The sequence below is a fragment of the Polaribacter sp. HaHaR_3_91 genome, assembly GCF_019278525.1.
Classification (GTDB): Bacteria; Bacteroidota; Bacteroidia; order Flavobacteriales; family Flavobacteriaceae; genus Polaribacter.
In genome coordinates this window covers 2,451,509-2,475,971 of record NZ_CP058986.1, presented here as the reverse complement: position 1 = coordinate 2,475,971, position 24,463 = coordinate 2,451,509, and the positions used below count along the sequence as shown (strand labels likewise).

22 protein-coding genes and 1 riboswitch are annotated in these 24,463 nt (G+C 30.9%); of the genes, 16 read left to right on the top strand and 6 right to left on the bottom strand.

Annotated features, from left to right (window positions below; all coding sequences use genetic code 11):
* Positions 1-201 carry a helix-turn-helix transcriptional regulator gene (locus tag H0I27_RS10420; protein ID WP_218730648.1) on the top strand — a complete coding sequence of 67 codons (201 nt, stop codon included), beginning with the start codon at positions 1-3 and terminating at the stop codon, positions 199-201.
* A 10-nt stretch (positions 202-211) separates the two neighbouring features.
* On the opposite strand, the gene H0I27_RS10415 is transcribed toward H0I27_RS10420, so the two are convergent.
* The 5 genes from H0I27_RS10415 to H0I27_RS10395 all read right to left on the bottom strand — a co-directional run bounded on the left by H0I27_RS10415 (position 212) and on the right by H0I27_RS10395 (position 6,540).
* Positions 212-1,612: a TolC family protein gene (locus H0I27_RS10415; RefSeq protein WP_218730647.1), complete on the bottom strand. Its 1,401-nt coding sequence runs from the start codon at positions 1,610-1,612 to the stop codon at positions 212-214.
* 27 nt (positions 1,613-1,639) lie between these two features.
* A complete protein-coding gene (locus H0I27_RS10410) occupies positions 1,640-2,992 on the bottom strand; it encodes an HlyD family secretion protein (RefSeq protein ID WP_218730646.1) in 1,353 nt (450 codons plus the stop codon).
* 6 nt (positions 2,993-2,998) lie between these two features.
* The gene (locus H0I27_RS10405) at positions 2,999-4,663 is read right to left on the bottom strand and encodes a peptidase domain-containing ABC transporter (RefSeq protein ID WP_218730645.1); all 1,665 of its coding nucleotides are present in this window, start codon (positions 4,661-4,663) and stop codon (positions 2,999-3,001) included.
* A 2-nt stretch (positions 4,664-4,665) separates the two neighbouring features.
* Positions 4,666-5,337, bottom strand: a complete 672-nt coding sequence (locus tag H0I27_RS10400; RefSeq protein WP_218730644.1) for a TetR/AcrR family transcriptional regulator — start codon at positions 5,335-5,337, stop codon at positions 4,666-4,668.
* 174 nt (positions 5,338-5,511) lie between these two features.
* A complete protein-coding gene (locus tag H0I27_RS10395) occupies positions 5,512-6,540 on the bottom strand; it encodes a hypothetical protein (RefSeq protein WP_218730643.1) in 1,029 nt (342 codons plus the stop codon).
* Between the two features lie 276 nt (positions 6,541-6,816).
* On the opposite strand from H0I27_RS10395, the gene H0I27_RS10390 reads away from it, so the two are divergent.
* From H0I27_RS10390 to H0I27_RS10380, 3 genes are all read left to right on the top strand, one after another.
* The gene (locus tag H0I27_RS10390) at positions 6,817-7,269 is read left to right on the top strand and encodes a cold-shock protein (protein ID WP_068449806.1); all 453 of its coding nucleotides are present in this window, start codon (positions 6,817-6,819) and stop codon (positions 7,267-7,269) included.
* 88 nt (positions 7,270-7,357) lie between these two features.
* The gene (locus H0I27_RS10385; RefSeq protein ID WP_218730642.1) at positions 7,358-8,173 is read left to right on the top strand and encodes a helix-turn-helix domain-containing protein; all 816 of its coding nucleotides are present in this window, start codon (positions 7,358-7,360) and stop codon (positions 8,171-8,173) included.
* Positions 8,174-8,357: 184 nt separating this feature from the next.
* Positions 8,358-10,871, top strand: coding sequence for an outer membrane beta-barrel protein (locus tag H0I27_RS10380; RefSeq protein WP_218730641.1), 2,514 nt, complete (start codon positions 8,358-8,360; stop codon positions 10,869-10,871).
* 92 nt (positions 10,872-10,963) lie between these two features.
* Here H0I27_RS10380 and aroB read toward each other — a convergent pair whose 3' ends face one another.
* Positions 10,964-12,022 (bottom strand): 3-dehydroquinate synthase, encoded by a 1,059-nt coding sequence (aroB, locus tag H0I27_RS10375; RefSeq protein WP_218730640.1) that lies wholly within the window; start codon positions 12,020-12,022, stop codon positions 10,964-10,966.
* Between the two features lie 88 nt (positions 12,023-12,110).
* On the opposite strand from aroB, the gene H0I27_RS10370 reads away from it, so the two are divergent.
* From H0I27_RS10370 to H0I27_RS10315, 12 genes are all read left to right on the top strand, one after another.
* A complete protein-coding gene (locus H0I27_RS10370) occupies positions 12,111-13,274 on the top strand; it encodes a proline dehydrogenase family protein (RefSeq protein WP_218730639.1) in 1,164 nt (387 codons plus the stop codon).
* Entirely contained in the window at positions 13,274-13,579 is a 306-nt protein-coding gene (locus H0I27_RS10365) for an LETM1 domain-containing protein (RefSeq protein ID WP_218730638.1), read from the top strand. Before H0I27_RS10370 ends, H0I27_RS10365 begins: the two co-directional genes overlap by 1 nt.
* Before the next feature lie 87 nt (positions 13,580-13,666).
* Positions 13,667-13,761: riboswitch (TPP riboswitch) on the top strand.
* Between the two features lie 48 nt (positions 13,762-13,809).
* On the top strand, positions 13,810-14,013 hold the full coding sequence (gene thiS / locus H0I27_RS10360; RefSeq protein WP_068449831.1) for a sulfur carrier protein ThiS: 204 nt from the start codon (positions 13,810-13,812) through the stop codon (positions 14,011-14,013).
* Between the two features lie 49 nt (positions 14,014-14,062).
* Positions 14,063-15,922, top strand: a complete 1,860-nt coding sequence (thiC, locus tag H0I27_RS10355) for a phosphomethylpyrimidine synthase ThiC (RefSeq protein ID WP_218730637.1) — start codon at positions 14,063-14,065, stop codon at positions 15,920-15,922.
* Between the two features lie 200 nt (positions 15,923-16,122).
* A complete protein-coding gene (locus tag H0I27_RS10350) occupies positions 16,123-16,719 on the top strand; it encodes a thiamine phosphate synthase (RefSeq protein ID WP_218730636.1) in 597 nt (198 codons plus the stop codon).
* Between the two features lie 420 nt (positions 16,720-17,139).
* Complete coding sequence (locus H0I27_RS10345) at positions 17,140-17,904, top strand: hydroxymethylpyrimidine/phosphomethylpyrimidine kinase (protein WP_218730635.1); 765 nt, start codon at positions 17,140-17,142, stop codon at positions 17,902-17,904.
* Complete coding sequence (thiE, locus tag H0I27_RS10340; RefSeq protein WP_218730634.1) at positions 17,901-18,506, top strand: thiamine phosphate synthase; 606 nt, start codon at positions 17,901-17,903, stop codon at positions 18,504-18,506. The genes H0I27_RS10345 and thiE overlap by 4 nt, the downstream gene beginning before the upstream one ends.
* Positions 18,507-18,610: 104 nt before the next feature.
* The gene (locus H0I27_RS10335) at positions 18,611-19,381 is read left to right on the top strand and encodes a thiazole synthase (RefSeq protein ID WP_218730633.1); all 771 of its coding nucleotides are present in this window, start codon (positions 18,611-18,613) and stop codon (positions 19,379-19,381) included.
* A 4-nt stretch (positions 19,382-19,385) separates the two neighbouring features.
* Entirely contained in the window at positions 19,386-20,495 is a 1,110-nt protein-coding gene (gene thiH, locus H0I27_RS10330) for a 2-iminoacetate synthase ThiH (protein WP_218730632.1), read from the top strand.
* A gap of 43 nt (positions 20,496-20,538) precedes the next feature.
* Positions 20,539-21,588: a molybdopterin-synthase adenylyltransferase MoeB gene (moeB, locus tag H0I27_RS10325; protein ID WP_368407318.1), complete on the top strand. Its 1,050-nt coding sequence runs from the start codon at positions 20,539-20,541 to the stop codon at positions 21,586-21,588.
* 123 nt (positions 21,589-21,711) lie between these two features.
* Positions 21,712-23,484, top strand: a complete 1,773-nt coding sequence (gene typA, locus H0I27_RS10320) for a translational GTPase TypA (protein WP_218730631.1) — start codon at positions 21,712-21,714, stop codon at positions 23,482-23,484.
* Positions 23,485-23,664: 180 nt separating this feature from the next.
* Positions 23,665-24,441 (top strand): zinc-dependent peptidase, encoded by a 777-nt coding sequence (locus H0I27_RS10315; protein ID WP_218730630.1) that lies wholly within the window; start codon positions 23,665-23,667, stop codon positions 24,439-24,441.
* The last annotated feature ends 22 nt before the right edge of the window (positions 24,442-24,463 follow it).

Below are 24,463 nucleotides of genomic sequence, written 5' to 3'. Positions count from 1 at the left end.
ATGAAAAACACTTTAAAAGTACAAAGAGCAATTTTAGATTTAACCCAAGATGAATTAGCCAAATCTATTGGTGTATCTAGACAAACCATAAATTCTATTGAAAAAAACAGGTATGTTCCGTCAACAGTTTTAGCTTTAAAGTTATCTAAAGTATTTAATATCCCTGTAAATGAGTTTTTTACTTTAGAAGATAATGATTAAATAAATACGATTATTCTGCGATAGAGATAACAGTAGCTTTAAATAAACTTGCTTTAGTTTTAAAGAAATTATTTTCTAAATCGATTGCTTTTAGTTTGGCTTCAATTAGTTTAACTTCTCTATAATTTACTAAAAATAAAGAGCTTTCTCCTAAGAAAAACTTACGATCTTCTGCTTTTAGCATGGTTCCATAATCACGAACAATATCAGTAGTTAAACTATTTTGTAAAACATAAGAACTTAATTCTTGCTGAATTGCATTTACTTTATTTTTAATGGCAATTTTTGCAACTTCGTTTTCAAATTTTTTGTCTTGTAATTTAATTTTAGATAGTTTAAAATCTCCACGTTCTTTTCTTAAAAATAAAGGAACTTTAAAATTAATTCCGGCTTTATAATTTCTTGCATTTAAAGAATTTATTTGATTTCCGTTTTCTGTAAGAAAGTTATACTGAACATCTAATTTGGGTAATAAATTGTTCAATTTTAAATTTTTATCAATATTTAAACTCTTTATTTTATATTCTAAAGATTTAATTTTAGGGTGATTATCAATATTAAAATCAGCATTATTAAACAATGCAATATTAAAAGTAGTATCTACATTATCAACAGTATGTATATCTGGAATGATATTGTCTTGCAGCTCTACAGGAGTGTTATCATTTAACCACAAATAATTAGACAATTCTAAAGAAGCTTTTATTAATTTAATTCTTGATTTTTCTAGGTTTAATTTTCTGCTTTTTAAAGTAATTCCTGCTTCTGTAGTATCTATGGCAGGTTTTTCACCTTCTAGAAATGCTCTTTTTGTAGCTTTAAAACGAATTTCTGCATTTGTTAAAAATTCTTTATAAACACTATTTTGATGATACATTTTTAACCAATTAAAGTAGGAAATAGATGCATTATATAAAATCTCATTCACTAAAATTTGTTGGTCTTCTTTGGCTTGGTTTAAAAAGAATTTAGCTTGTTTTAAAGAAGCCATTCTTGTATTTATTAAAAGACCTTTTAATAAAGATACAGAAACTCCGGCACTATATAAACCGTCTTCTGGAACCGAATTTTCTGGGTTTAAATAATAACCATCATTATCCTCAAAATTTGCTTTAAATTCAATTCCGTAATAAGTAGGAATTTTAAAAGCTGCGTTTAATTTATTGTAATATTCTTTTTCTTTAAACTGTTTTTTATTAAAATCCACTTCAATTTTTGGGTCAAAAGCACCTCTTGCTTTTAGTAATTTGGCTTCACTTTCATTAATAACAAGATTTGCTTGTTTTACAATAGGATGATAGTTTTTTACATAGCTTAAATATTCGGAAAGTGTCATTACAGACGTTATTTTTTCCTGAGCAAAATATCCAGATGTAAATAGTAGAAGTAATATTAAAATATATTTTTTCATATAAATGTCTCAATAAATAAATTGAAATTATTTTTTCTTTGCATCAGTTTTTGTTCCTTTTGGCTGATAGTAGTTAGGAGGGAAGCTGTTAAGTTGTCTCCACATTTCAAAATAAATAGGTACGTCTTCTAAAAGTGCAATGGTTTTTGCGCCAGAACCGACTCTAATACCTTCTGGCCAATTATAATCTTTAGTATCTGGTGCAATTAAAACCCTGTATTTACCATTAGTACTTATAAAGTTTTCGATAGCAATAACTGTTGCTCCATAGGTTCCGTAAGAAGCATTAGGCCAACCACTAAAAACAATTGCAGGCCAACCATCAAACTGAACACGCATTTTATCTCCAATATGCAGTAGAGGTAAATCAATTGGTCTCACAAAAGTTTCTACAGCTAAATCATATTTTTCTGGCATTATACCTACTAGGTCTTCGCCTTCTTTAAAGGTTCCTCCAATTCCGCCTTTAATAGCCTTGTTTATATATCCATTTTGTGGAGCAGTAATGTATAATAAACTATTTCTAACGCTGTAGTTACTTCTACTATTTTCTAATTTAGAAACTTGTGCTTTTGCATCAAAACCACTAGATTGTGCTGTATACATATCACTTTGTGATTTAGAAATTTTATCAGTATAAGTCGCGTTTATTCGAGAAAGCTCTAGTTGTGCATTCAAAATATTATTTCTACTTGCTAGTAATTTATTTTCTTGAGATATTAATTTTGCTTGTGTAGCTTGTAATTTTAATCTTTTCTCTTCTACATCTTTTACTGCTTTTAGGCCTTCTCTTTGTAGGGTTTGTGTACGGTTGTATTGTTTTTCAGCTATTAAAGAATTTGTTTTAGCAGCTTCAAAATCAATACTATCACTTTTTACTTTTAATTTAGCTTGTAAAAGTTTGTTTCTTGTTTGTTCTATTTTTAAGCGTTGTTCTTTTCTTAAAGCATTAACTTGTCTTTGTAAAGCAGCTACTTTTCCTTGATATGCATCTACTGAAGAGGATTTTGCATTAATTTGATCGCTAGTTCTTTCTATTAATCGATTATCAAAATAATCACTTTTTACTTCAGAAATTCTTAAAATAGTATCTCCTTTTTTTACAAAATCACCTTCAGTTACAAACCACTCTTCAATTCTTCCAGGAATTTGAGATTGAATGGTTTGTGGTCTTTGGTTAGGAGTTAGTGTGGTTACTAATCCTTGACCAGATATATTTTGTGTCCAAGGTAAAAAGAGAGCTACAAGACCGATACAAGCAAAAACCAAAAGAAATTTGTTAAAAGCTTTGTAGTACTCTTTTTTGAAGATAATTTTGCCCGATTTAAAATCTTTTAAATCAAGATTTTTGTGTACTTGGTTGTTAGATATGTTTAACATTGCTCCTTAATTTATTGATTTAATTTCACCTTTTTCTAATATAATTGTTTCCTTAGATTGAGTTCTCCAACTCTTTTTACTGCTAGCTACAATTAAAGCCCATGGCCTTTTAGCGTCTGTTAAATAATTAATAATGCGTACAGTTTCTTCTAAATTAAATTGATCTAAAGGATCTTCTAAAATCATTATTTTAGGTTTCTTGATGATTGCTCTAGCTAAAATCAATTTTTTTGCAATTGTATAAGACATTTGCTTTCCTTCTGGATATAAAACAGTTTCTAATCCTTTAGGTTGTTCTTTTAAAAATTGTGTTAAACCAACAATTTCTAAAGCTTCATATATAGCTTCATCTTTAATTTCTTTATTACCAAAAACTAAATTGTTTTTGATGCTACCTTCAAATGGAGTTTCATCTGATAATGATAAACCAAGTTGAGATCGATAATGATTTAAATGTAAACTACTTAAAGATAGGTTGTTGATGTATATGTTTCCAGAAGTTGGTTCCATAATACCTGCTATTAAATGTAATAATGTAGATTTTCCGGCACCACTTTCTCCCATAATTAAAATTCTACTTTTAGGTTTTAGGGTAAAAGAAACATTTTTTATAATGTGTTTCTCTCTATTTTCTACACCAAAAGAAACGCCTTCTAGCTCTACGGTTAAACCGTCTTTAAATATCGGTTTATCTCCTTCTTGAGCTTCTAATTCTTTATCTACAACTTGTCCTATTTTTTCTATGGATGTAAGCACATCGTAAAAAGACTCTAAACCTATTATTAGTTTTTCTACAGATTGTATCACTAAAAGAATAATAATTTCTGCGGCTACAAATTGCCCAATATTCATTTCTTGATTTAAAACTAAAGCACCACCAATTAACAGTAAACTTGCAGTTACAATTACTTTAAAACCTATCATTTGAATAAATTGTAGCATCAATATTTTAAAATGATTTTCTCTTGCTTCTAAATAATTACTAACTAAATTATCATTTTTTTGAAGTGCTAAATTTGTGTTACCAGATAATTTAAAACTAACTAAAGCTCTTGCAACTTCTTGTATCCAATGGGCTACTTTGTATTTCTTTTTAGATTCTATAAGACTAGTTTCTAATCCTTTTTGAGCAGTAAACTTAAATACGATATAAATTAAAAGCAATAAAAGAATACCAAAAACGATAAAAAATGCGTGGTAAAAAGAGAGTAAAATCAACGCAAATATAATTTGCAATAGTGCGGTGGGTACATCTATTAATATTTTAGACAATCCTTTCTGAATGGTTAAGGTATCAAAAAAACGATTGGCTAATTCTGGTGGATAATCATTTCGTAGCTCATTCATTTTTATTTTAGGAAAACGGTAACTCAACTCAAAAGAAGCTCTTGTAAAAATTCTTTGCTGAATGGTTTCTATAATTCTTAATTGCATTAATTGCAATGCACCCGAAAAAATGACACCTATAGTTACTAGAATAACTAAAACAATCCAAGAAGTTGAGATTTGTGCACCTTGAATTAAGTTTATAATTGCTTGTATGCCTAAAGGGAGAGAAAGTGCTACAAGACCACCAAAGACAGCGTAGTAAAATATTTGAAAGATATCTTTTTTCTCTAATTTTAAAAGACCAACAAATCTTTGCCACGGGGTTAATTGTTTGCTTTCCATATTTATTTAATTGTAGCTTTAACTAAGTGAATAAAAAAATTAGTAGGTGTTTCTGATGTTTTATAGTTTGTAATTAGTGGGAAATGATATTTAAGATAATGTTGATGTAGGCTTCCTATTACAATGGTACTTGCCAAACTTAAAGCAAACGGATATTTTTTATTTACCTCCAAAATTATGTTACTTATTCTAGTTATTACTCTTTTATAGACCTCAAAATACCCTTTTTTATTATCTAAATCTACTTCTTTTGTTAAAAAAGATTTTGAACTTTCATTGATGATTATATTATACAAAAGAGGTTTGTTTATGTGTAAAAAATTATCATCTTCTTTTACGTTTCTAGTTACCACGTCTATCGCTTTTTCTAATTTTTCATCAGCGTTAGAAATACTAAAAGTTTCAATAACCAATTGATACTCTATCCATGCCCAATACCAAGAGGATAGATATAAAAGTAATTTATGTTTGCTCTCAAAATATCTGTAAATAGAACTTTCGTTAGAGCTTATTTTTGCACCTAATTTTTTAAATGTAAAAGCTTCAAAACCAATTTCATCTATCAATTGAATACCCTGTTCTATGATTTTTTTTCCCAAAACAGAGGTTTCAGGATCTTTGATAAATATTTTATCTGGTACAGAAATTTTTAAAGCAGATAATAAGTTTTCCATAATTTGTATTTTACAAAACAAATATAATAGTAATACTATTATTAAAGTGTATTTTACTATTTGTTTGCGTTTTTTTAACATATAAAAACTTAAATATATTTCATAAAAAAACCTTCCGTAAAAACGGAAGGCTAACATCAACATGCAATATTCAACTAAAAAGTTGAATATTTTTTATTTCTTATATAAGTATACTGCAGAAGCTGAAGCTAAAGTGTTGTTGTATACAGGAGTTAAGTTTCCTCCATTAGAAATGTTATTATAGGCTAAAATTCTTCCACCACCATTTCCTGCTTCCGCAATAAAAACAGTTTTAGTATCACCGTCATAAGCAACATCTACTGGGTTTCCCATTAAGGTATTAGAACCTGCAACTCTTGTTTGTTCTGTTAAGGCTAAAGTATTACCATTAGCCGTTGCACTAAATTTACTTGTAAAGTTTTCTATGACTTGGAAACCACCATCATCTTGTCCGTTAGACGCTTCTCCGATATCTGTTAAAATCATTGTATCGGTAGCTATATCATAAGTTAAACCATGAGTTCTTACAATACCTTCAATTGCTATTTGTTTTGTTGCATCTAATGAGGTCGTAGATGTGTTGTTTAAAAAATTAGTAAAAACAGCTAACTCGTTTGTTGTGTCTGCAATAGCGTACAAATCGTTACCAATAAAGGTAATTCCCCAAAGCTTAATATTTGTTGTAATAGTATTTCTTAAATTAAATTGATTTCCACTTTTAGTGTAGATATACAATTTACCATCATTTGTTGCTGTATTTCCATCTGCATCCGCATTATCTGCAACTACATAAAAGTCACCATTTACAGCCAATTCTCTAGGACTTTGCATATCTAAGCTACCAACAACACTAGCGGTTACATTAGCAGAAATAACAGAGGTTGCTACCGATACGTCTGTATAACCTTCTAAGCCAAAAGTGCTTCTAGAAGCTTGTACTACTAAGTCGTCTTCACTGCTATAATAGATACCATCTGCGGCATTGGAAGAAGTTGTTAAGGTAGATTTGGTTACATTGTCTGTACTGTTTACGTTGTAAATATTTACATTCCCGTCAGAATTGTTTGAAGTAAATAATAATTTAGTTTGCACTTGAGCTGTAATATTATTCTCGCTATCAGAGCAAGACGTTAAACTTAGAGCTGTTGCACACAATAATGTAAAAATTTTAATTGTCTTCATAATTTAATGTTTTTTTAGTTATCAAAAATATATACGTAATAGTTTTACAGTCGGTTTTTTTTAAATGCATTTTTTTATAATATTTTAAGGATTAATAAAATAAATGTTCATAAACCTATAACTATTTTGAAAACTTTTAAATTTATCGTACCTTTGCAGGCATAAGAAAAAATACACTCCTCTAAATACACTAGTTAGCGTTAGTTTGATTTCGAATTTCCAGTTAGGTATTTTATCTTTTCAGAAATATTAATTTAAAAAACTCTTATATTTTTAATGGCAAAATCGCAGCAAACCTTTAGTAAAAGTGAAAAAGAAAAAAAACGTTTAAAGAAACGTTTAGATAAGCAAAAGAAAATGGACGCTAGAAAAGCGGAGAAAGATGAAAATGGATCAACAGGTATTCAATTTGCTTATGTGGATCATAATGGAAACTTAACAGATACTCCACCAGATCCAGAATTGAAAGTAGAATATGAATTGGAAGACATTCAGATTTCTGTAACCAAAAAAGAAGATTTACCAGAAGAAGATCCAGTAAGAAAAGGAAAAGTTTCTTTCTTTGATTCTTCTAAAGGTTTTGGTTTTATTATTGATTTAGAAAATAACGAAAAATATTTTACGCACGTAAGTGGTTTAATAGATGAAATTGCAGAAAACGATAAAGTTTCTTTCGAATTAGAGAGAGGAATGCGTGGTATGAATGCAGTTAAGGTAAAGAAAGTTTAACACTTTACTAACTTTATAAAAAATGAATCCTTCTGAAAAGAAGGATTTTTTTTTGTAGTATTTTTACGATCGATTAAAAAATATGTTGATGAGGGACAAAATTGATACCTATAATAAAATATCTGAATACAATGATATTAAAATTGAAGAGTTTGATGTTACTAAGCGCTATACAAAACCGCATAAACATAATAAATATTTAGAAATTGTCTATTTTATTAAGGGAACAGGTTTTCATCATGTAGATTTAAAGAGTTATAAAATTAAACCATCTACTATTTTTGTAATTAAAAGAGATGAGGTTCATCATTGGGAAATAACAACCAAACCCAAAGGATATGTAATCATTATTAAAGAAGATTTTTTACAAAAAACTTTAGATAAATTTATCAATATTCAGCTTTTAAAATTGCAACAGGTCTCAAAAATAAAACTATCTCAAAAAGATATTTCTCTAAAAGCGTTGTTTAGGTCTCTAACTTGGGAGAAAAACCAAGAAGCAGTAAATAGAGAAGCTGTAGAAGGTGGTTTAAGAGCATTATTTTCTAAGTTGGTAAAATATGCGCAGATAGAAAAAGTAGAAAGTACAGATCTAGTGGTTTTGTTTACAGATGTTTTATCTCGTACGTTAAAAAATAATGTTAATTTTTATGCAGAACGTTTAAATACAACGCCTCAAAACTTAAATGCAATTTGCAGAAAGGAGTATGATAAATCTGCATCAGATATTATTGCAGATTATATTATTAAAGAGGTTAAAAGGCGTTTAATATATACAAATGAGGCAATTAGTGATATTGCTTATGGTTTAGGTTTTAAAGACGCATCTCATTTTTCAAAATATTTTAAACGGTATACAAAAAAAACTCCAAAAACTTATAGGTTACAAAATAAGTCCAATTAGACCTTGAAATTTTCAAACAGACCATTTTAAAGGTACTGAACTAGAATATTTTTGCTATAAATTATTAAGGATATTTTTTTTAGGTAGTTTAAATCTACCTACTAAAAATTAAACGTTTTAAATTTATTTATCCAATCACTAAATTATAATTTACTAAACTATTAACTAAAAAAAAACTATTTAAATGAATTTTAAAAAATCAGTGTTTTTATTGCTAACTCTTATTTTAAGCCAGTTAACAACAGCTCAATTAAGCGGAAAAGTTATTGAAGCAGATGAAAACTATCCGCTAGAATATGCTACAGTAGCGCTATACAAATCAGGTAATAAAGAACTTGTTACTGGAGTTGTAACAAATTTTGATGGAATATTTTCTTTTGCAGGTGTAAAACCGGGGAGCTATTATTTAAAAACTTCTTTTATAGGATATCAAGTAAGTACATCCAATGCAATTGTTATCAATAAGAAAGGAGAAAAGAAGGATTTAGGAATAATAAAACTAATTTTAGGTTCTGGAAATGAGCTGAATGAAGTTGTGATTAAATCTGAGAGAAGTGCGGTTGTTCATAAAATAGACAGACAAGTTTTTGATACTAAGAAATACCAAAGTACTGTAGGTGGAAATGCCGTAGATGTTGTTAAAAATCTACCTTCTATTACCGTAGATGGTTTAGGAGATATCAGTGTAAGAGGAAGTAAAGGTTTTACAGTTTTAATCAACGGAAAACCAACACAAGGAGATGCAAGCACTATTTTAGCGCAATTGCCAGCGAATGCTTTAGAAACTGTAGAATTAATTACTGCGCCTTCAGCAAAATATGATCCTGAAGGAAAAGGTGGAATTTTGAATATTATCACTAAAAAAGGGGCTATTAACGGAACTTTTGCACAGATTAATGCTCGTGGTGGATTTCCTTCAATAGAAGAATACGATACAAAAGTTCTTGCTGAGAGATACGGTATAGATGCAACCGTAAATAAAAGAACAGACAATTGGAATATTTCTGTGGGTGCCAGTTATCAACGAAATGATATTACAGGTAGAAGAGAAGGAGATATGTTTATTATAAATACTCCAGAAAATAAAACTACTTTTTTACCTTCTGATGGAGAGCGTAGTTTTGATGAAGTTACCTATAATGGTCGTTTTAATATAGATTATACACCAAATAAAAAGGACACTTATTCCGTTGGACTTTTTGCAGGAAAACGAACTAAAGAGCGTTTGGCAGATATTGTGTATTATGATAATCATGCTATTTCTCCTATTGGTGGAAACACGCGTGATTATACGTTTTCATATTATAATCATAATTTAAGAATTAGAAAAGGAGATTTTGCTTTAGGTAGTTTTGATTATTCACATAAATTTGATAATGATTCAAAAATAACTACTTCAATACTTTATGAATATACTTTTTTAGGAGGTCCTACAGAAAATGATAATTTAGGGAGCCCTGATAATAGTATTGTGTATCAAAAAGAATACAATACAAATGATAATCCTTTATACGGAGCACGTTTTAATTTAGATTACCAATGGAAACCTTTTTCTTTTGGTACCTTAGAAACAGGATATCAATTTAGAGACTTAGATCATACGGGTAAATTTGTGTATGAAAGAGATGGATTTCAGGTACCTGAATTTTCTAGTGATGTAAGTTTAAAGAGAACTATTCATTCTGGGTACGCACAAGTTACAGGAGCAAAAAGCAAATGGGAATATGCAGCCGGAGTTCGTTTAGAATCTATGGATAGAGTATATAAAGAAGCTTTACAAAGTGAGGTAACAGAAAATGTATATAACTACGATTTTGTAAAGTTGTTTCCTTCTGCATCTTTACAGTATAAAATTAATGATAAAACAAATATTAAAACAGCTTATAGTAAAAGAGTAGAAAGAACAACTACCTTTAAAATGAATAGTTTTGCAGAACGTGAGCATTCAGAAGTTTTTGAGCAAGGTGATAATACTTTAGAACCAGAATTTATAGATTTAGTAGAATTAGGAATTACTAAAACATTAAAAGGAGGGAACTCATTGTATGCAACAACGTATTTTAGACATGTAGATAATGTTATAAATCGTGTAAATACGTTAGCTTATGAGCAAAGTGGTGCAATTATAGATAGTGTAATTAATAGAGTATACTCTAATGTAGGGAAAAGTAATGCTATTGGTTTAGAGATTGGTGCAACAATAAAACCAACTGTAAACTGGACCAACTCTATTGGAGCCAATGTGTATAATTATGCTATTGATGGCGTGTTAAACTTTAACCATAGAGATGGAATTGATAGAAGTTATAATATAGATTCTAAATCAACTATTTATTCTTTTAACTTAAACTCTACCTATAGTTTCTGGGAAAACGCATCTGTACAATTCACTTTTAATTATTTGTCTGACAGAAATACGGCAATGGGAGAAGATTCTCGTTTTTACTCTCCAAATTTAACGTTCAGAAAAATGTTTATGGATGATAAATTAACAGCTACTTTGCAATGGCAAAATATGGATATGGGCTTATTGAATACCAATGAACAGCGTATAACAACCTCAGGAGTTAATTTTTATACAACTACAAACTACAAGTATGAAGTAGATATGGTTTCTTTAAATTTATCTTATACCTTTAATGCAGCTAAAAATAAATCTAAATTTATTGATAGTGAATTCGGAAAGAAAGAATTTTAATTAATTAATTTTAAAACATAAAAAAATCCCCTTACAGTTTTTGTAAGGGGATTTTTTATAATATATATTTTAGTATCTAATTGATAAAAGAATTACAAATTATAGAACTCCATACTCTCCACAATCAATTCTTCAGGAACTTTGCAGTCTATTTTGTAATCTTGAAAATCGTTTAATAAAACAAAATTTACTTGTCCGTTTACGTTTTTCTTATCGTGTTTTAACATTTCCATAATTGCAGAAAAGTCTTCTTTTAAAAGATTCGTTTTATTATAAATAGATAAAACAACGTCTTTTACTTCGTTTACTTTTTCGGTAGGGAAGCCTATTAATTTAGAAGACATAAAACACTCGCAAACCATCCCAATAGCAATTGCTTCTCCGTGTGTTAGGTTTTCTTTGTCTTCAGATTCTAAGTAAAAAGACTCAATAGCGTGACCTAAAGTATGACCAAAATTTAAAATTTTACGTAAACTTTGTTCCTTCGGATCTTGTAAAACAACTTCGTTTTTTATCTCTATAGATCGATGTATTAAATCACTAATAACTAGTTTTTTATTGTCTTTTATTTCATTGAAAAGTTTAAGGTCGTAAGTAATACCGTATTTAAGTATTTCTGCTGTTCCAGATTTAATTTCTCTGTCTGTTACAGTCGTTAAATAATCAGTATCTACAATTACCATTTCAGGGTTTGCAAACAATCCAATCTGGTTTTTTAATACGCCTAAATCAACACCTGTTTTTCCACCAACAGAAGCATCCACCATAGATAATAAGGTAGTAGGAATATTTACAAAGTCAATTCCGCGTTTAAAACAAGATGCTACAAAACCACCAAGATCTGTAATTACGCCACCACCTAAAGTGATAATTAAACTTTTTCTATCACCACCTAATTCGGTAATTGCATTCCAAACCCCAACACAAGTTTCTAGGTTTTTGTTGATTTCTCCAGACTCAATTTCTATTACCTCAATACGTTTATCTGTTTCTAAATTAGGTATAAATTTAGGGTAACAATGTTCCATTGTATTCTCATCAACCAAAATAAAGAGCGTAGAATAGTTATTTGTAGCGATTAAATTAGAAAGCTCTTTGTAGGCTTTGTCTTGAAAATGAACAGGATATGTTACTGCTTTAATAGATTTCATAGGTAAATTATTAAGTGTGCAAATTAAAAATAAATTATTCAATTATTGCCATTCAAATACTATATTTGTTTTACTAAATCGTTATAGTATGAATATTTTTGACAATACAGAAATTGCCTTTTCTTTAAAAACAGATTCTCAATTAGAACGTGCTTATTTTTTGTTTAGAATGATACAGAACGAACCAATGGTTAGAATTGGTAGTGCTGTAACAAATTTTGCATTAAAGGTACATTTACCTGTAGAGGGCTTAATACGTTCTACTGTTTTCGATCATTTTTGTGGAGGCGTAACAGAAGAAGATTGTATGCCTATTATAGACAATATGTACAATAACGGAAATGTGCATAGTGTGTTAGATTATTCTGTAGAAGGGCAAGATCAAGAAGTTAGTTTTGATGGAGCCTTAGAAAAAATATTAAAAATCATTAATTTCTGCGAAGAAAAACAATCCATCCCGTATGCGGTTTTTAAACCATCTGGTTTTGGTCGTTTTGAATTGTATCAAAAACTATCCGAAGAAAAAAGCCTAACTCAAAAAGAGGAAGAAGAATGGAATAGAGTGGTAGCACGTTTTCATAAAGTATGTAAAGTAGCCATTCAAAAAGACGTTCCTTTATTAATAGATGCAGAAGAAAGCTGGATGCAAAAAGCTGCAGATGAATTAATAGAAGAATTAATGGAGACTTATAATAAAGAAAAAGCCATCGTTTTTAATACATTACAAATGTATAAACACGACAGAATGGATTATCTAAAAACATTACATGCAAAAGCAAAAGAAAAAGGTTTTTATATAGGAATGAAAGTTGTTAGAGGTGCTTATATGGAAAAAGAGCGAGAAAGAGCAGAAGAAAAAGGCTATGCTTCTCCAATATGTGCAGACAAACAAGCTACAGACATTAATTATGATGCTGCTATTAATTACATGATGGAGCAGCCTAAAATGGCTTTGTTTGCAGGTACTCATAATGAAGATAGTTCTTATTTATTAATGGATTTAGCAAAAAAACATAACATTAAAGAAAACGATAAGCGTTTATGGTTTGGGCAATTATTTGGTATGAGTGATCATATTAGCTATAACTTAGCTAACCAAGGTTATAATGTGGCAAAATACTTACCTTTTGGACCTGTTAGAGACGTTATGCCTTACTTGATAAGAAGAGCAGAAGAAAATACCTCTGTAGCCGGACAAACAAGTAGAGAGTTAAATCTATTAAAAACAGAAAGAAAGAGAAGAAAATTATAATGACCAGCATTGAAGAAATAAAATTATTAATTTATAGAAATAAGTTAAGGCTTGCTCAAGAATTAAGGCAAAGTAAAGAAGCTGTTTTCTTGATTAAAAAAGCTACACATTCTAATTTAACACCTATAGAAAAGGAAAAAATTAAAATACAGTTATTAGATATTTGTAAAGCAATACCTGCTTTGGCTGTGTTTTTACTTCCTGGAGGTGCCTTGCTATTACCGTTATTAATCAAATTAATACCAGATATTTTACCTTCTGCATTTCAAGATGATTTGCCTAATGATAAAACACAGTCATCTTAACTTGTTGTTATTTAGTTGATTATTTGATAATTGTAATTAAACGGACTTAAAATTTAATTATCAAGAAATAATACAATACATTTGTAAAGTAAACTTTAGGAGTAGCTATTAAATTAGTTTGAGAAAAATCCTTAGAACCTGATTTGGTTAATACCAACGTAGGAAAAAGTTGCTTAGATTTAGTTATACAAAACTACCTCTCTACGGTTTACAGTAAATATTTAAAAAATATGATTACTATAAAAGTAAACCAAGAAAATCATCAATTTTCAGAAACTTTAGCGTTAACAGAATTAATTCGTTTTTTAGAAATAAAAACGAACGGAATTGCTGTTGCTATAAATGGCAGTGTAGTTAAAAAAAGCGATTGGTCTTTACGGTTACTTCAAAATAGTGATGAAGTTTTAATTATTAAATCCACTCAAGGAGGTTAGTAATTAGACTATTAAAAAACAAACTATTTAATTGATCTAACTAAAATTTATGAAGAGCAAAGACACCGCACCAAAGCAAGACGGAATTACAAGACATCCGTTTCCTAATTCTACAAAAGTCTATGTAGCAGGAAAAATTCATCCACAGATTAAAGTCGCAATGCGAGAAATTGCATTGAGTGATACGACAGATTCTATGACGAAAAAGAAAACGCCAAACGAACCTGTTACTGTTTATGATACTTCTGGGCCTTACACAGATCCAAACAAAGAAATTAATATTCATGCTGGGATAGAAAGAATTCGTGAACAGTGGATTTTAGACAGAAGAAACGTAGAACAATTAGATTCTTTTTCTTCGGAATATTGCAACGAGCGTTTAAACGATAAAAGTTTAGATCACATGCGTTTTGCCTTATTAAAGAAACCTTTAAGAGCAAAAAAAGGACAAAACGTTACCCAATTGCATTACGCAAAACAAGGTATGATTACTCCAGAAATGGAATACATTGCTATTCGAGAGAACCAACGAATCGATGAAATGACAGAGATTAGAAAGCAGCACAAAGGCGAGCACTTTGGCGCTTCTATTCCAGATAAAATTACACCAGAATTTGTACGAAGCGAAGTAGCAAGAGGTCGTGCTGTAATACCTTCAAATATTAATCACCCAGAAGCAGAACCTATGATTTTAGGTAGAAACTTCTTGGTTAAAATTAACGCTAATATTGGTAATTCTGCCGTAACATCTTCTATAGAAGAAGAAGTAGAAAAAGCAGTTTGGGCATGTCGTTGGGGCGCAGATAATATTATGGATTTATCTACAGGAGAAAACATTCATGAAACGCGCGAGTGGATTGTTCGTAATTCTCCAGTGCCAATTGGTACTGTCCCAATTTATCAAGCCTTAGAAAAGGTAAACGGAGTTGCAGAAGACTTAACGTGGGAAATTTTTAAAGATACTTTAATAGAACAAGCAGAACAAGGTGTAGATTATTTTACCATTCACGCAGGTGTGTTGTTACGTTACGTACCAATGACTGCAAAACGTGTTACAGGTATTGTTTCTCGTGGCGGTTCTATCATGGCAAAATGGTGTTTAGCTCATCATAAAGAAAGCTTTTTGTACACACATTTCGAAGATATTTGCGAAATTTTAAAACAATACGATGTTGCTTTTTCTTTAGGTGATGGTTTACGTCCGGGTTCTGTAGCAGATGCAAATGACGAAGCGCAGTTTGCCGAATTAGAAACTTTAGGCGAGTTAACTCAGATTGCTCGTAAGCACGAAGTACAGTGTTTTATAGAAGGTCCAGGTCACGTGCCAATGCACATGATTAAAGAAAATATGGAAAAGCAAATTGAGGTTTGCGACGAAGCTCCTTTTTACACCTTAGGTCCTTTAACAACAGATATTGCACCAGGGTACGATCATATTACATCGGGAATTGGAGCCGCTATGATTGGTTGGTTTGGTTGCGCAATGTTGTGTTACGTAACGCCAAAAGAACATTTAGGTTTACCTAATAAAGAAGACGTTCGTGTGGGAGTTGTTACTTATAAATTGGCGGCGCATGCAGCAGATTTAGCAAAAGGGCATCCTGGTTCTCAGCATAGAGATAACGCCTTAAGTATGGCGCGTTTTGAGTTCCGTTGGCACGATCAATTTAATTTAGGACTCGATCCGGAGCGTGCTTTAGAATATCACGATGAAACGTTACCTGCCGATGGCGCAAAAGTGGCACATTTCTGTTCTATGTGCGGACCGAAATTCTGTTCTATGAAAATATCGCAAGAAGTAAGAGACTTTGCTGCTGAGAACGACATTGTAGATAATGAAGTAATTGCAAAAGGTTTCGAAGAAAAATCGAAAGAATTTAAAGAAAAAGGATCGGAAGTGTATTTATAATATAATTAGGAAGTTCCCACGCTTAGAAAAAAAGCGTGGTCGGGCTTTCCGTTATATCTTTTGCTGAAAAAGCAAAAGGATGCCACTGCAATCCCTAACTCAACCAACAGATACGTCATTACAAGAAGTTAAAAATTGTAGTCATTACGAGGAGGTACGACGAAGTAATCTTATCTTTTAAAATCAAAACTAAAAACACTATGATAGTTCTTATTGCACCAGAAAAAGATATTCCGAATGAAATTGACATACTAAACCAGTTGTTCGAACATGGTTTGCGTTTTTATCATTTTAGAAAACCAGAAAAAAACTACGAAGAACACGTTGCGTATTTAAATCAAATAGATAAAGAATATCATAACAGAATTGTAGTGCATTATCATCATGAGTTAATAAATGAATTCAATTTAAAAGGCATCCATTTTCAGGAACAAAAACGGATAGATTATATAGATAATCCGAGTGAGTATTTTAAAACGCTAAACATGTATGGAAAAACAATTAGTTCTTCTTTTCATGAGCCAAAAGTTTTAAAGGATTGTTATTTCGAGTTCGATTACCATTTATTAAGTCCTGTTTTTTCATCGATTTCTAAAGAAGGATACGAAGGCAAAGGTTTTGATGTAAATGATATCAACAAAACCATTGTTGGTATGGGCGGAATTAATTCTGAAACCATACAAGAAACTTTACAACTAGGTTTTAAAGGAGTTGGTGTTTTAGGTGGTGTTTGGAATGCAGAAAACCCCGTAGAGAGTTTTAAAAGTATAAAAGAGAAGTTTTACTCGTTAGTTTAATGAAATGTCATTCCGATTGAGGAACGAAAGAAGGAATCTGTTTGTTGTGTATACTAATAATTGTCTGTCAGTTCGAGTGCAGTTGAGAAGTAAAAAAATTAAAAGTCATTTAGATTGAAGAATTTGGAAGATGTATTAAATATAGATTGCCACGTCCTTCGTCCTCGCAATGACAGTTAATTGGAGTTGAACGTCTGTCAGTTCGAGTGTTTTTATGAAGTGATAACGGAATAAAAATGTATCGAGAACATATTTAGAAACACAAGTCATTTTAAAAAATACTTATCGTTTTGCGTTAAGGATTGAACGGTTTGTTTGAGCTCTTTTTGTGAATTTTTCTTTCACAAAAAAGCGAGTAGTGAAAGCCTGACCTAAAAGGGAACGCCATTATTTAAAGAAGTAAAAAATAAAATAAGAAGTTTGAATCAAAAAAACTACATTTTAACCATTGCAGGATTAGATCCTTCAAGTGGTGCTGGAATCACGTCAGATATAAAAACCTTTGAAGCCCACCAACTATACGGATTATCGGTTTGCACTGCCGTGACGGTTCAAAATGACATTGCATTTACAGACTGTTTTTGGATTGATAAAAACCTCATCTTACAACAAATAGAGACCCTATTTCAGCGTTTTTCTATTTCAGTAGTAAAAATAGGAATCATCCAATCTTGGGAAATTCTATTAAAAGTGATTCAAACCTTAAAAAAGTTAAATTCGGATATAAAAATAGTCTTAGATCCTATTTTAAAAGCAAGTGCAGGTTTTACATTTCATACTATTCAAGATTTAGACACTTTCGAAAAAGTATTACTGAATTGTTCTTTTATCACACCAAATTACGATGAAATAAAAGCATTGTTTCCAGATAAAAGCATTGAAGAAACGATCGAATTTATATCAGAAAAAACAAATATCTACCTAAAAGGCGGACACAGAACCGATAAAAAAGGATGGGATGAGGTGTATTACAGTAAAATAGTAAAACTCAATATTGCGCCAATAACCACAAAACCAATTTTTGAAAAACATGGCAGTGGTTGTGTTTTATCCGCAGCATTAGCGGCAAATTTATCAAAAGAGATTCCTTTAGAAGACGCTTGTAGAAACACAAAATTGTATACAGAACAGTTTTTAAGTTCTAACGAATCTTTATTAGGAACGCATAATTATCAAAACGAATGATTCATAAATTACACTATATATCGCAAGGTGAAACGCCCGAAGTGCATTTAGAAAACATACAAAAAGCGTGTGTTGCTGGTGCAGATTGGGTACAATTACGTTTAAAAAATAGCGATGCTAAAACTATTTTAGAAACAGCAAAAGAAGCAAGAGAAATAACAACGCGCTTTAAAGCCAAGTTAATTATAAACGATCATTACAAGGTTGCCAAAGAAATAAAAGCAGACGGAGTTCATTTAGGAAAAACAGATGAATGTCCTTCAAAAGTTCGTGCTTTTTTAGGAATGTCTTACATCATTGGAGGAACAGCAAATACATTAGAAGATTGCAGAAACCTACTAGATAAAAAAGTAGATTATATTGGTTTAGGCCCTTATCAATTTACAAAAACAAAACAGCATTTAAGTCCGGTTTTAGGTGTCGAAGGATATCAAAATCTATTAGAAGAATTACAAACAGAAACCCCAATAATAGCCATTGGCGGAATTGTTTTAGAAGACGTTGCAAAAATTACAAATACAGGTATTTACGGAATTGCAATTTCTGGAGCCATCACAAAAGATGTAACTAGTATTGCTAAATTTCAAGAAATTTTAAATTGAAAACGAGAGATGTCAACTAGAGCGGAGTTTAAGTATTAGTGATAGGGGATTCAACTAAAATTAAATTTCGTTCAACCTGATGTCAAATCTAAAAAACATATAAAATGAGTCAAAAATTAAAAATAGCAGATAAAGAATTTACTTCACGTTTATTTACAGGAACGGGGAAATTTAGTTCTTCACAATTAATGAAAGAAGCCTTATTAGCTTCCGAAAGTGAGTTGATTACGGTAGCTTTAAAAAGAGTAGATGTTCAGAACGAGGAAGATGATATTTTATCACATTTAAATCATAAGCATATCAACTTATTACCAAATACCTCTGGAGTAAGAACTGCAAAAGAAGCCGTTTTTGCTGCCGAATTATCTAGAGAAGCTTTAGAAACCAATTGGGTAAAATTAGAAATTCATCCAGATCCAAGATACTTATTGCCAGATCCTATAGAAACGCTAAAAGCAGCAGAAGAATTAGTGAAATTAGGTTTTGTAGTGATGCCTTATATTCATGCAGATCCTGTTTTATGTAAGCGTTTAGAAGAAGTTGGTGTACAATGTGTAATGCCTTTGGGAGCGCCAATTGGAAGTAATAAAGGATTGAAAACAGTCGATTTTTTAGAAATTATAATAGAACAATCTAACGTACCTGTAATTGTAGATGCTGGTATTGGTGCGCCATCTCATGCTGCATATGCAATGGAATTAGGAGCAGATGCTGTTTTGGTAAATACGGCAATTGCTGTTTCTCAAAATCCTGTTGCGATGGCAAAAGCCTTTAAAATGGCTGTTGAAGCAGGAAGAATGGCGTTTGAAGCAAAATTGGCTCCGAGAAGTGAAATGGCAATTGCAAGTAGTCCGTTAACGAGTTTTTTAAATTAAAAATATGAGTCATTTTAAAGAACTTTTCGATTCCTATAATTGGGATTTCAGTCTAAAAAGTATTTTTGATAAAACAACTGTTGAGGTAAAACAAGCGTTGGCAAAAGATAAACTCGATTTAGAAGATTTTAAAGCCTTAATTTCTCCTGCTGCAAAACCATTTTTAGAAGAAATGGCGCATAAAAGTCAGTTGCTAACTAAGAAGCGTTTTGGTAATACCATGCAAATGTATGTGCCGATGTATTTGAGTAACGAATGCCAGAATATTTGCACCTATTGTGGTTTTAGTATGACGAACAAAATTCCAAGACGGACGTTAACCGACGCTGAAATTTTAAAGGAAGTCGCTTTTTTAAAAGCGAAAGGATATGATCATATATTATTGGTCACAGGAGAAGCCAATAAAACGGTAGGAGTTGAGTACATTAAAAATGCTATTCAAATCATTCGTTCTCAATTTTCTAATATTACTATAGAGGTTCAGCCTTTAGACCAAGACGAATATGAGTTGTTGGTAGAAAACGGATTGTATGCTGTTTTGGTGTATCAAGAAACGTATCACAGAGACGAGTATAAAAAACACCATCCGAAGGGAAAAAAATCTAATTTTGATTACCGTTTAGATACTCCAGATCGTTTAGGAAAAGCAGGAGTTCATAAAATTGGTTTGGGTTCTTTATTTGGGTTAGAAGATTGGCGTGCCGATAGTTTTTTTACCGCTTTGCATTTAAAATATTTGCAAAAAACGTATTGGAAAACAAAGTATTCGATTTCTTTTCCAAGATTACGTCCGCATTCTGGTGGATTAGAGCCAAAAGTAGAAATGACAGATTCGGATTTAGTACAACTTATTTGTGCATTTCGTCTGTTTGATGAAGACATAGAATTATCAATGTCCACTAGAGAAAGTGAGGTTTTTAGAAATCACATTGTTAATTTAGGAATTACTTCTATCAGTGCTGAATCTAAAACAAATCCTGGAGGTTATACGGTAGAACCCCAATCTTTAGAACAATTTGAAATTTCTGATGAAAGAAGTACTGAGGACGTTGTACAAATGTTAAAAAACCAAGATTTAGAAGTAGTTTGGAAAGATTGGGAACATTTTAAGTAATCAATTACGACTTTCAAATTACGAATTATAAAGAATAATTATCATGCTTACATCAGAAGAAAAAAAGCAATACAATCGTCATTTAATTTTAAATGAAATAGGAGCGAAAGGGCAATTAAAACTAAAACAAGCCAAAGTTTTGATTATTGGAGCTGGTGGATTAGGTTGCCCTGTTTTACAATATTTAACTGCTGCTGGTGTTGGTACAATTGGTATTATTGATGACGATGTGGTAGATCAAAGTAATTTACAACGTCAGATTTTATATACAATGGATGATATTGGTTTGTCTAAGTCTAAAACTGCTGCAAAACGATTGTCAAGATTGAATCCGTTTGTAAATTTTGATGTTTATAATGAGAAATTAACAAGAGAAAATGCCATTTTAGTATTCACCAATTATGATATTATTGTAGACGGAAGCGATAATTTTTCGACACGTTATTTAGTGAATGATGCGGCTGTAATAACAAACAAACCATTGGTTTATGGATCTATATTTAAATTCGAAGGTCAGGTGAGTGTGTTTAATTATAAAGGAAGCGGTACGTATAGATGCTTGTATCCAACGCCACCAAAACCGAACGAATCTCCTAATTGTTCAGAAATTGGCGTTTTAGGCGTGTTACCCGGAATTATAGGTAGTTTACAAGCCAATGAAACTATTAAGATTATTTGTGGAATAGGAGCCGTTTTAGCCAATAAATTATTGATTTATGATTCTCTACAAATGAATCAAATGCTATTAAAGTATGAAAAGGATAGTAAAACCAACGTTACTGCTTTAGAAACAGATTATGATTTTTTCTGTGGAATTTCATCCAAAGAAGAAATTTCTTTAGAAGAACTTCAAAAAAATAAAGAAAAATATAATTTATTAGATGTTCGAGAAATTTGGGAAAGAGAAAAATATCATATCGAAGGGCATCATATTCCTTTAGGTGAGTTATTAGAGCGTTTAGATGAGGTGTATCAAAATAAAGATTTAGTCGTGTATTGTCAATCAGGTGTGAGAAGTGCTAAAGCAATTGAAGTTTTATCGAATCATCATTTTAAGGCAAAACTCTTAAATTTAAAAGGAGGTTGCGTCTAATAAAATATATTAAAATAGGATTATCTTTTACCTTTTTAACACTTAGATAGTTAAAGTTTTTTAGATTGAATGAAATCTTTAAACTAAAAACACTACTTTTGCACGAAATTTAAGAATACATAAATGCAACCAATTAGAAATATCGCTATTATAGCCCATGTCGATCACGGAAAGACAACGTTAGTAGATAAAATTATAGATCAAGCTAAAATCTTAGACGATCGTAAAGAACGTACAGATTTATTGTTAGATAATAATGACTTAGAACGTGAAAGAGGAATTACAATTCTTTCTAAAAACGTTTCTGTGCATTACAAAGACACAAAAATTAACGTAATTGATACTCCTGGTCACGCCGATTTTGGTGGAGAAGTAGAGCGTGTATTAAAAATGGCTGATGGTGTTTTATTATTAGTGGATGCATTTGAAGGACCAATGCCACAAACTCGTTTTGTATTAGGTAAAGCCTTAGAATTAGGATTAACTCCTATTGTAGTTGTTAACAAAGTAGATAAAGAAAACTGTACTCCTGATATCGTTCATGAAAAAGTTTTTGACTTAATGTTTGCTTTAGAAGCTACAGAAGAGCAATTAGACTTTACTACAATTTATGGTTCTGCAAAGAACAACTGGATGAGTACAGATTGGAAAAACCAGACTGAAGATATCGTTCCTTTATTAGATGCTGTATTAGAATCTATTCCTGCAACTAAGTACAATGAAGGTACGCCACAAATGCAAATTACTTCTTTAGATTTTTCTAAATTTACAGGAAGAATTGCTATTGGACGTGTTTTTAGAGGTGACTTAGAAGTTGGTAAAGAATATAGTTTATGTAAAGCTGATGGTTCTACTAAAAAAGTAAGAATTAAAGAATTACACATTTTCGAGGGAATGGGTAAAATTCAAGTAGAAAAAGTACCTTGTGGAGATATCTGTGCAATTACTGGTATTGAAGGATTTGAAATTGGTGATACAATTGCAGATTTAGAAAACCCAGAAGCATTACCAAGAACAGAGATTGACCAACCTACAATGAGTATGTTGTTTACAATTAACAATTCTCCTTTCTTTGGTAAAGAAGGTAAATATGTAACATCTCGTCACTTAAGAGATCGTTTATTTAAAGAATTAGAAAAAAACCTTGCATTAAAAGTTGAAACAACTGATAGTGAAGATAAATTTAACGTTTTTGGACGTGGAGTTTTACACTTATCTGTATTGATTGAAACAATGCGTAGAGAAGGATATGAATTACAAGTGGGAAGACCACAAGTAATTCTTAAAGAAATTGATGGTAAGAAACATGAGCCAATGGAAACATTGTCTATTGATGTACCAGAAGAAATGGCTTCTAAAGCAATTAACTTAGTATCTCTTAGAAAAGGAGATATGTTAGTGATGGAACCAAAAGGAGATTTACAACACTTAGAATTTTCTATTCCTTCTAGAGGATTAATTGGTTTAAGAAACAAAATTTTAACTGCAACTGGTGGTACTGCAATTATTAACCACAGATTTAGTGAATATGGTCCTTATAAAGGAGACTTTACTGAAGAAGTTAAAGGAGCAATTGTTTCTTCTGCTGCTGGTAAAGCAACTGCATATGCATTAAACCGTTTACAAGATAGAGGAGTTTTCTTTATCGATGTAAATCAAGAAATCTATGTTGGTCAAGTAATTGGAGAGAATAGTAAATCTGATGAAATGGCTGTGAACTTAATTAAAGGAAAGCAATTAACAAACATGCGTAAATCTGGTACAGATGATGCTATGAAAATTGCACCGAAAATTGATTTCTCTTTAGAAGAAAACATGGAATACATTAAAGCAGATGAGTATTTAGAAGTAACTCCAGAAAGCTTACGTATGCGTAAGATTAACTTTAAAGGATAATTATCTTTTTCATTCTGATAAAGGATGAATTTATATAAAATTAAAAGCTCAAGTTTTAAACTTGGGCTTTTTTTATGAATTTTAGTTACTATTAAAATAAAATCAGAAAAATAAAGTAGCAAAAAAATAAGTTCTAAACCTTTTAAATTTTCGTAGTTTTCCATTCTTTAAAAAAATATAATGTTATATATAATTGCCATTGCGATACTTCTTATCGTTTTTTTTGTAAGCATACAGTCTAAGCGAAAAAAGAATACAGTTTCTTTAGAAAAACTTGTTGTTCCAGAACATTGGCATCCATTATTATTAAAACATATTCTATTTTATAAAAAATTAAATGATGATGAACAAGAATTGTTTCGCGCTAAAATGGTTTCCTTTTTAAAGGAAACAAATATTGAAGCAGTTCATTTTGAGTTAGAAGAATTAGATACTTTGTTAATTGCTGCGAGTGCTGTAATTCCGGTTTTTAGATTTCCAAATTGGAAGTATACGAACTTATCTACGGTATTAATTTATCCGGATTACTTTGATGATGATTTACAGTTTGATTCTCAAGTAGAAGGGAGAACTATTGGTGGTTTGGTTGGTACGGGAAGATTCGAGAAGCAAATGATTTTATCTAGAAAAGCATTACATCTTGGTTTTAGCAATAAAACAGATAAAGGCAATACAGCCATACATGAATTTATTCATCTTTTAGACAAGGCAGATGGTGTTGTGGATGGTATTCCGTCAGTTTTGTTAAACAAGCAGTATATTATACCTTGGTTACAATTAGTACATAAAGAAATGGAAGCGATTAATAATAATGCTTCTGATATTAGAAGTTATGGAGGAACGTCTGAAATTGAATTTCTAGCAGTTGCTGGAGAATATTTTTTTGAAAGGCCAAAGTTGTTTCAGAGAAAACATCCAGAATTATATAAAATGTTAGCACTATGTTTTAGCAAGTAATTCTACAATTAACAATTTCTTA

Coding starts and splice junctions, on each gene's coding strand:
- H0I27_RS10420 (WP_218730648.1), top strand. CDS start 1: ATGAAAAACACTTTAAAAGTACAAAGAGCAATTTTAGATTTAACCCAA.
- H0I27_RS10415 (WP_218730647.1), bottom strand. CDS start 1,612: ATGAAAAAATATATTTTAATATTACTTCTACTATTTACATCTGGATAT.
- H0I27_RS10410 (WP_218730646.1), bottom strand. CDS start 2,992: ATGTTAAACATATCTAACAACCAAGTACACAAAAATCTTGATTTAAAA.
- H0I27_RS10405 (WP_218730645.1), bottom strand. CDS start 4,663: ATGGAAAGCAAACAATTAACCCCGTGGCAAAGATTTGTTGGTCTTTTA.
- H0I27_RS10400 (WP_218730644.1), bottom strand. CDS start 5,337: ATGGAAAACTTATTATCTGCTTTAAAAATTTCTGTACCAGATAAAATA.
- H0I27_RS10395 (WP_218730643.1), bottom strand. CDS start 6,540: ATGAAGACAATTAAAATTTTTACATTATTGTGTGCAACAGCTCTAAGT.
- H0I27_RS10390 (WP_068449806.1), top strand. CDS start 6,817: ATGGCAAAATCGCAGCAAACCTTTAGTAAAAGTGAAAAAGAAAAAAAA.
- H0I27_RS10385 (WP_218730642.1), top strand. CDS start 7,358: ATGAGGGACAAAATTGATACCTATAATAAAATATCTGAATACAATGAT.
- H0I27_RS10380 (WP_218730641.1), top strand. CDS start 8,358: ATGAATTTTAAAAAATCAGTGTTTTTATTGCTAACTCTTATTTTAAGC.
- aroB (WP_218730640.1), bottom strand. CDS start 12,022: ATGAAATCTATTAAAGCAGTAACATATCCTGTTCATTTTCAAGACAAA.
- H0I27_RS10370 (WP_218730639.1), top strand. CDS start 12,111: ATGAATATTTTTGACAATACAGAAATTGCCTTTTCTTTAAAAACAGAT.
- H0I27_RS10365 (WP_218730638.1), top strand. CDS start 13,274: ATGACCAGCATTGAAGAAATAAAATTATTAATTTATAGAAATAAGTTA.
- thiS (WP_068449831.1), top strand. CDS start 13,810: ATGATTACTATAAAAGTAAACCAAGAAAATCATCAATTTTCAGAAACT.
- thiC (WP_218730637.1), top strand. CDS start 14,063: ATGAAGAGCAAAGACACCGCACCAAAGCAAGACGGAATTACAAGACAT.
- H0I27_RS10350 (WP_218730636.1), top strand. CDS start 16,123: ATGATAGTTCTTATTGCACCAGAAAAAGATATTCCGAATGAAATTGAC.
- thiE (WP_218730634.1), top strand. CDS start 17,901: ATGATTCATAAATTACACTATATATCGCAAGGTGAAACGCCCGAAGTG.
- H0I27_RS10335 (WP_218730633.1), top strand. CDS start 18,611: ATGAGTCAAAAATTAAAAATAGCAGATAAAGAATTTACTTCACGTTTA.
- thiH (WP_218730632.1), top strand. CDS start 19,386: ATGAGTCATTTTAAAGAACTTTTCGATTCCTATAATTGGGATTTCAGT.
- moeB (WP_368407318.1), top strand. CDS start 20,539: ATGCTTACATCAGAAGAAAAAAAGCAATACAATCGTCATTTAATTTTA.
- typA (WP_218730631.1), top strand. CDS start 21,712: ATGCAACCAATTAGAAATATCGCTATTATAGCCCATGTCGATCACGGA.
- H0I27_RS10315 (WP_218730630.1), top strand. CDS start 23,665: ATGTTATATATAATTGCCATTGCGATACTTCTTATCGTTTTTTTTGTA.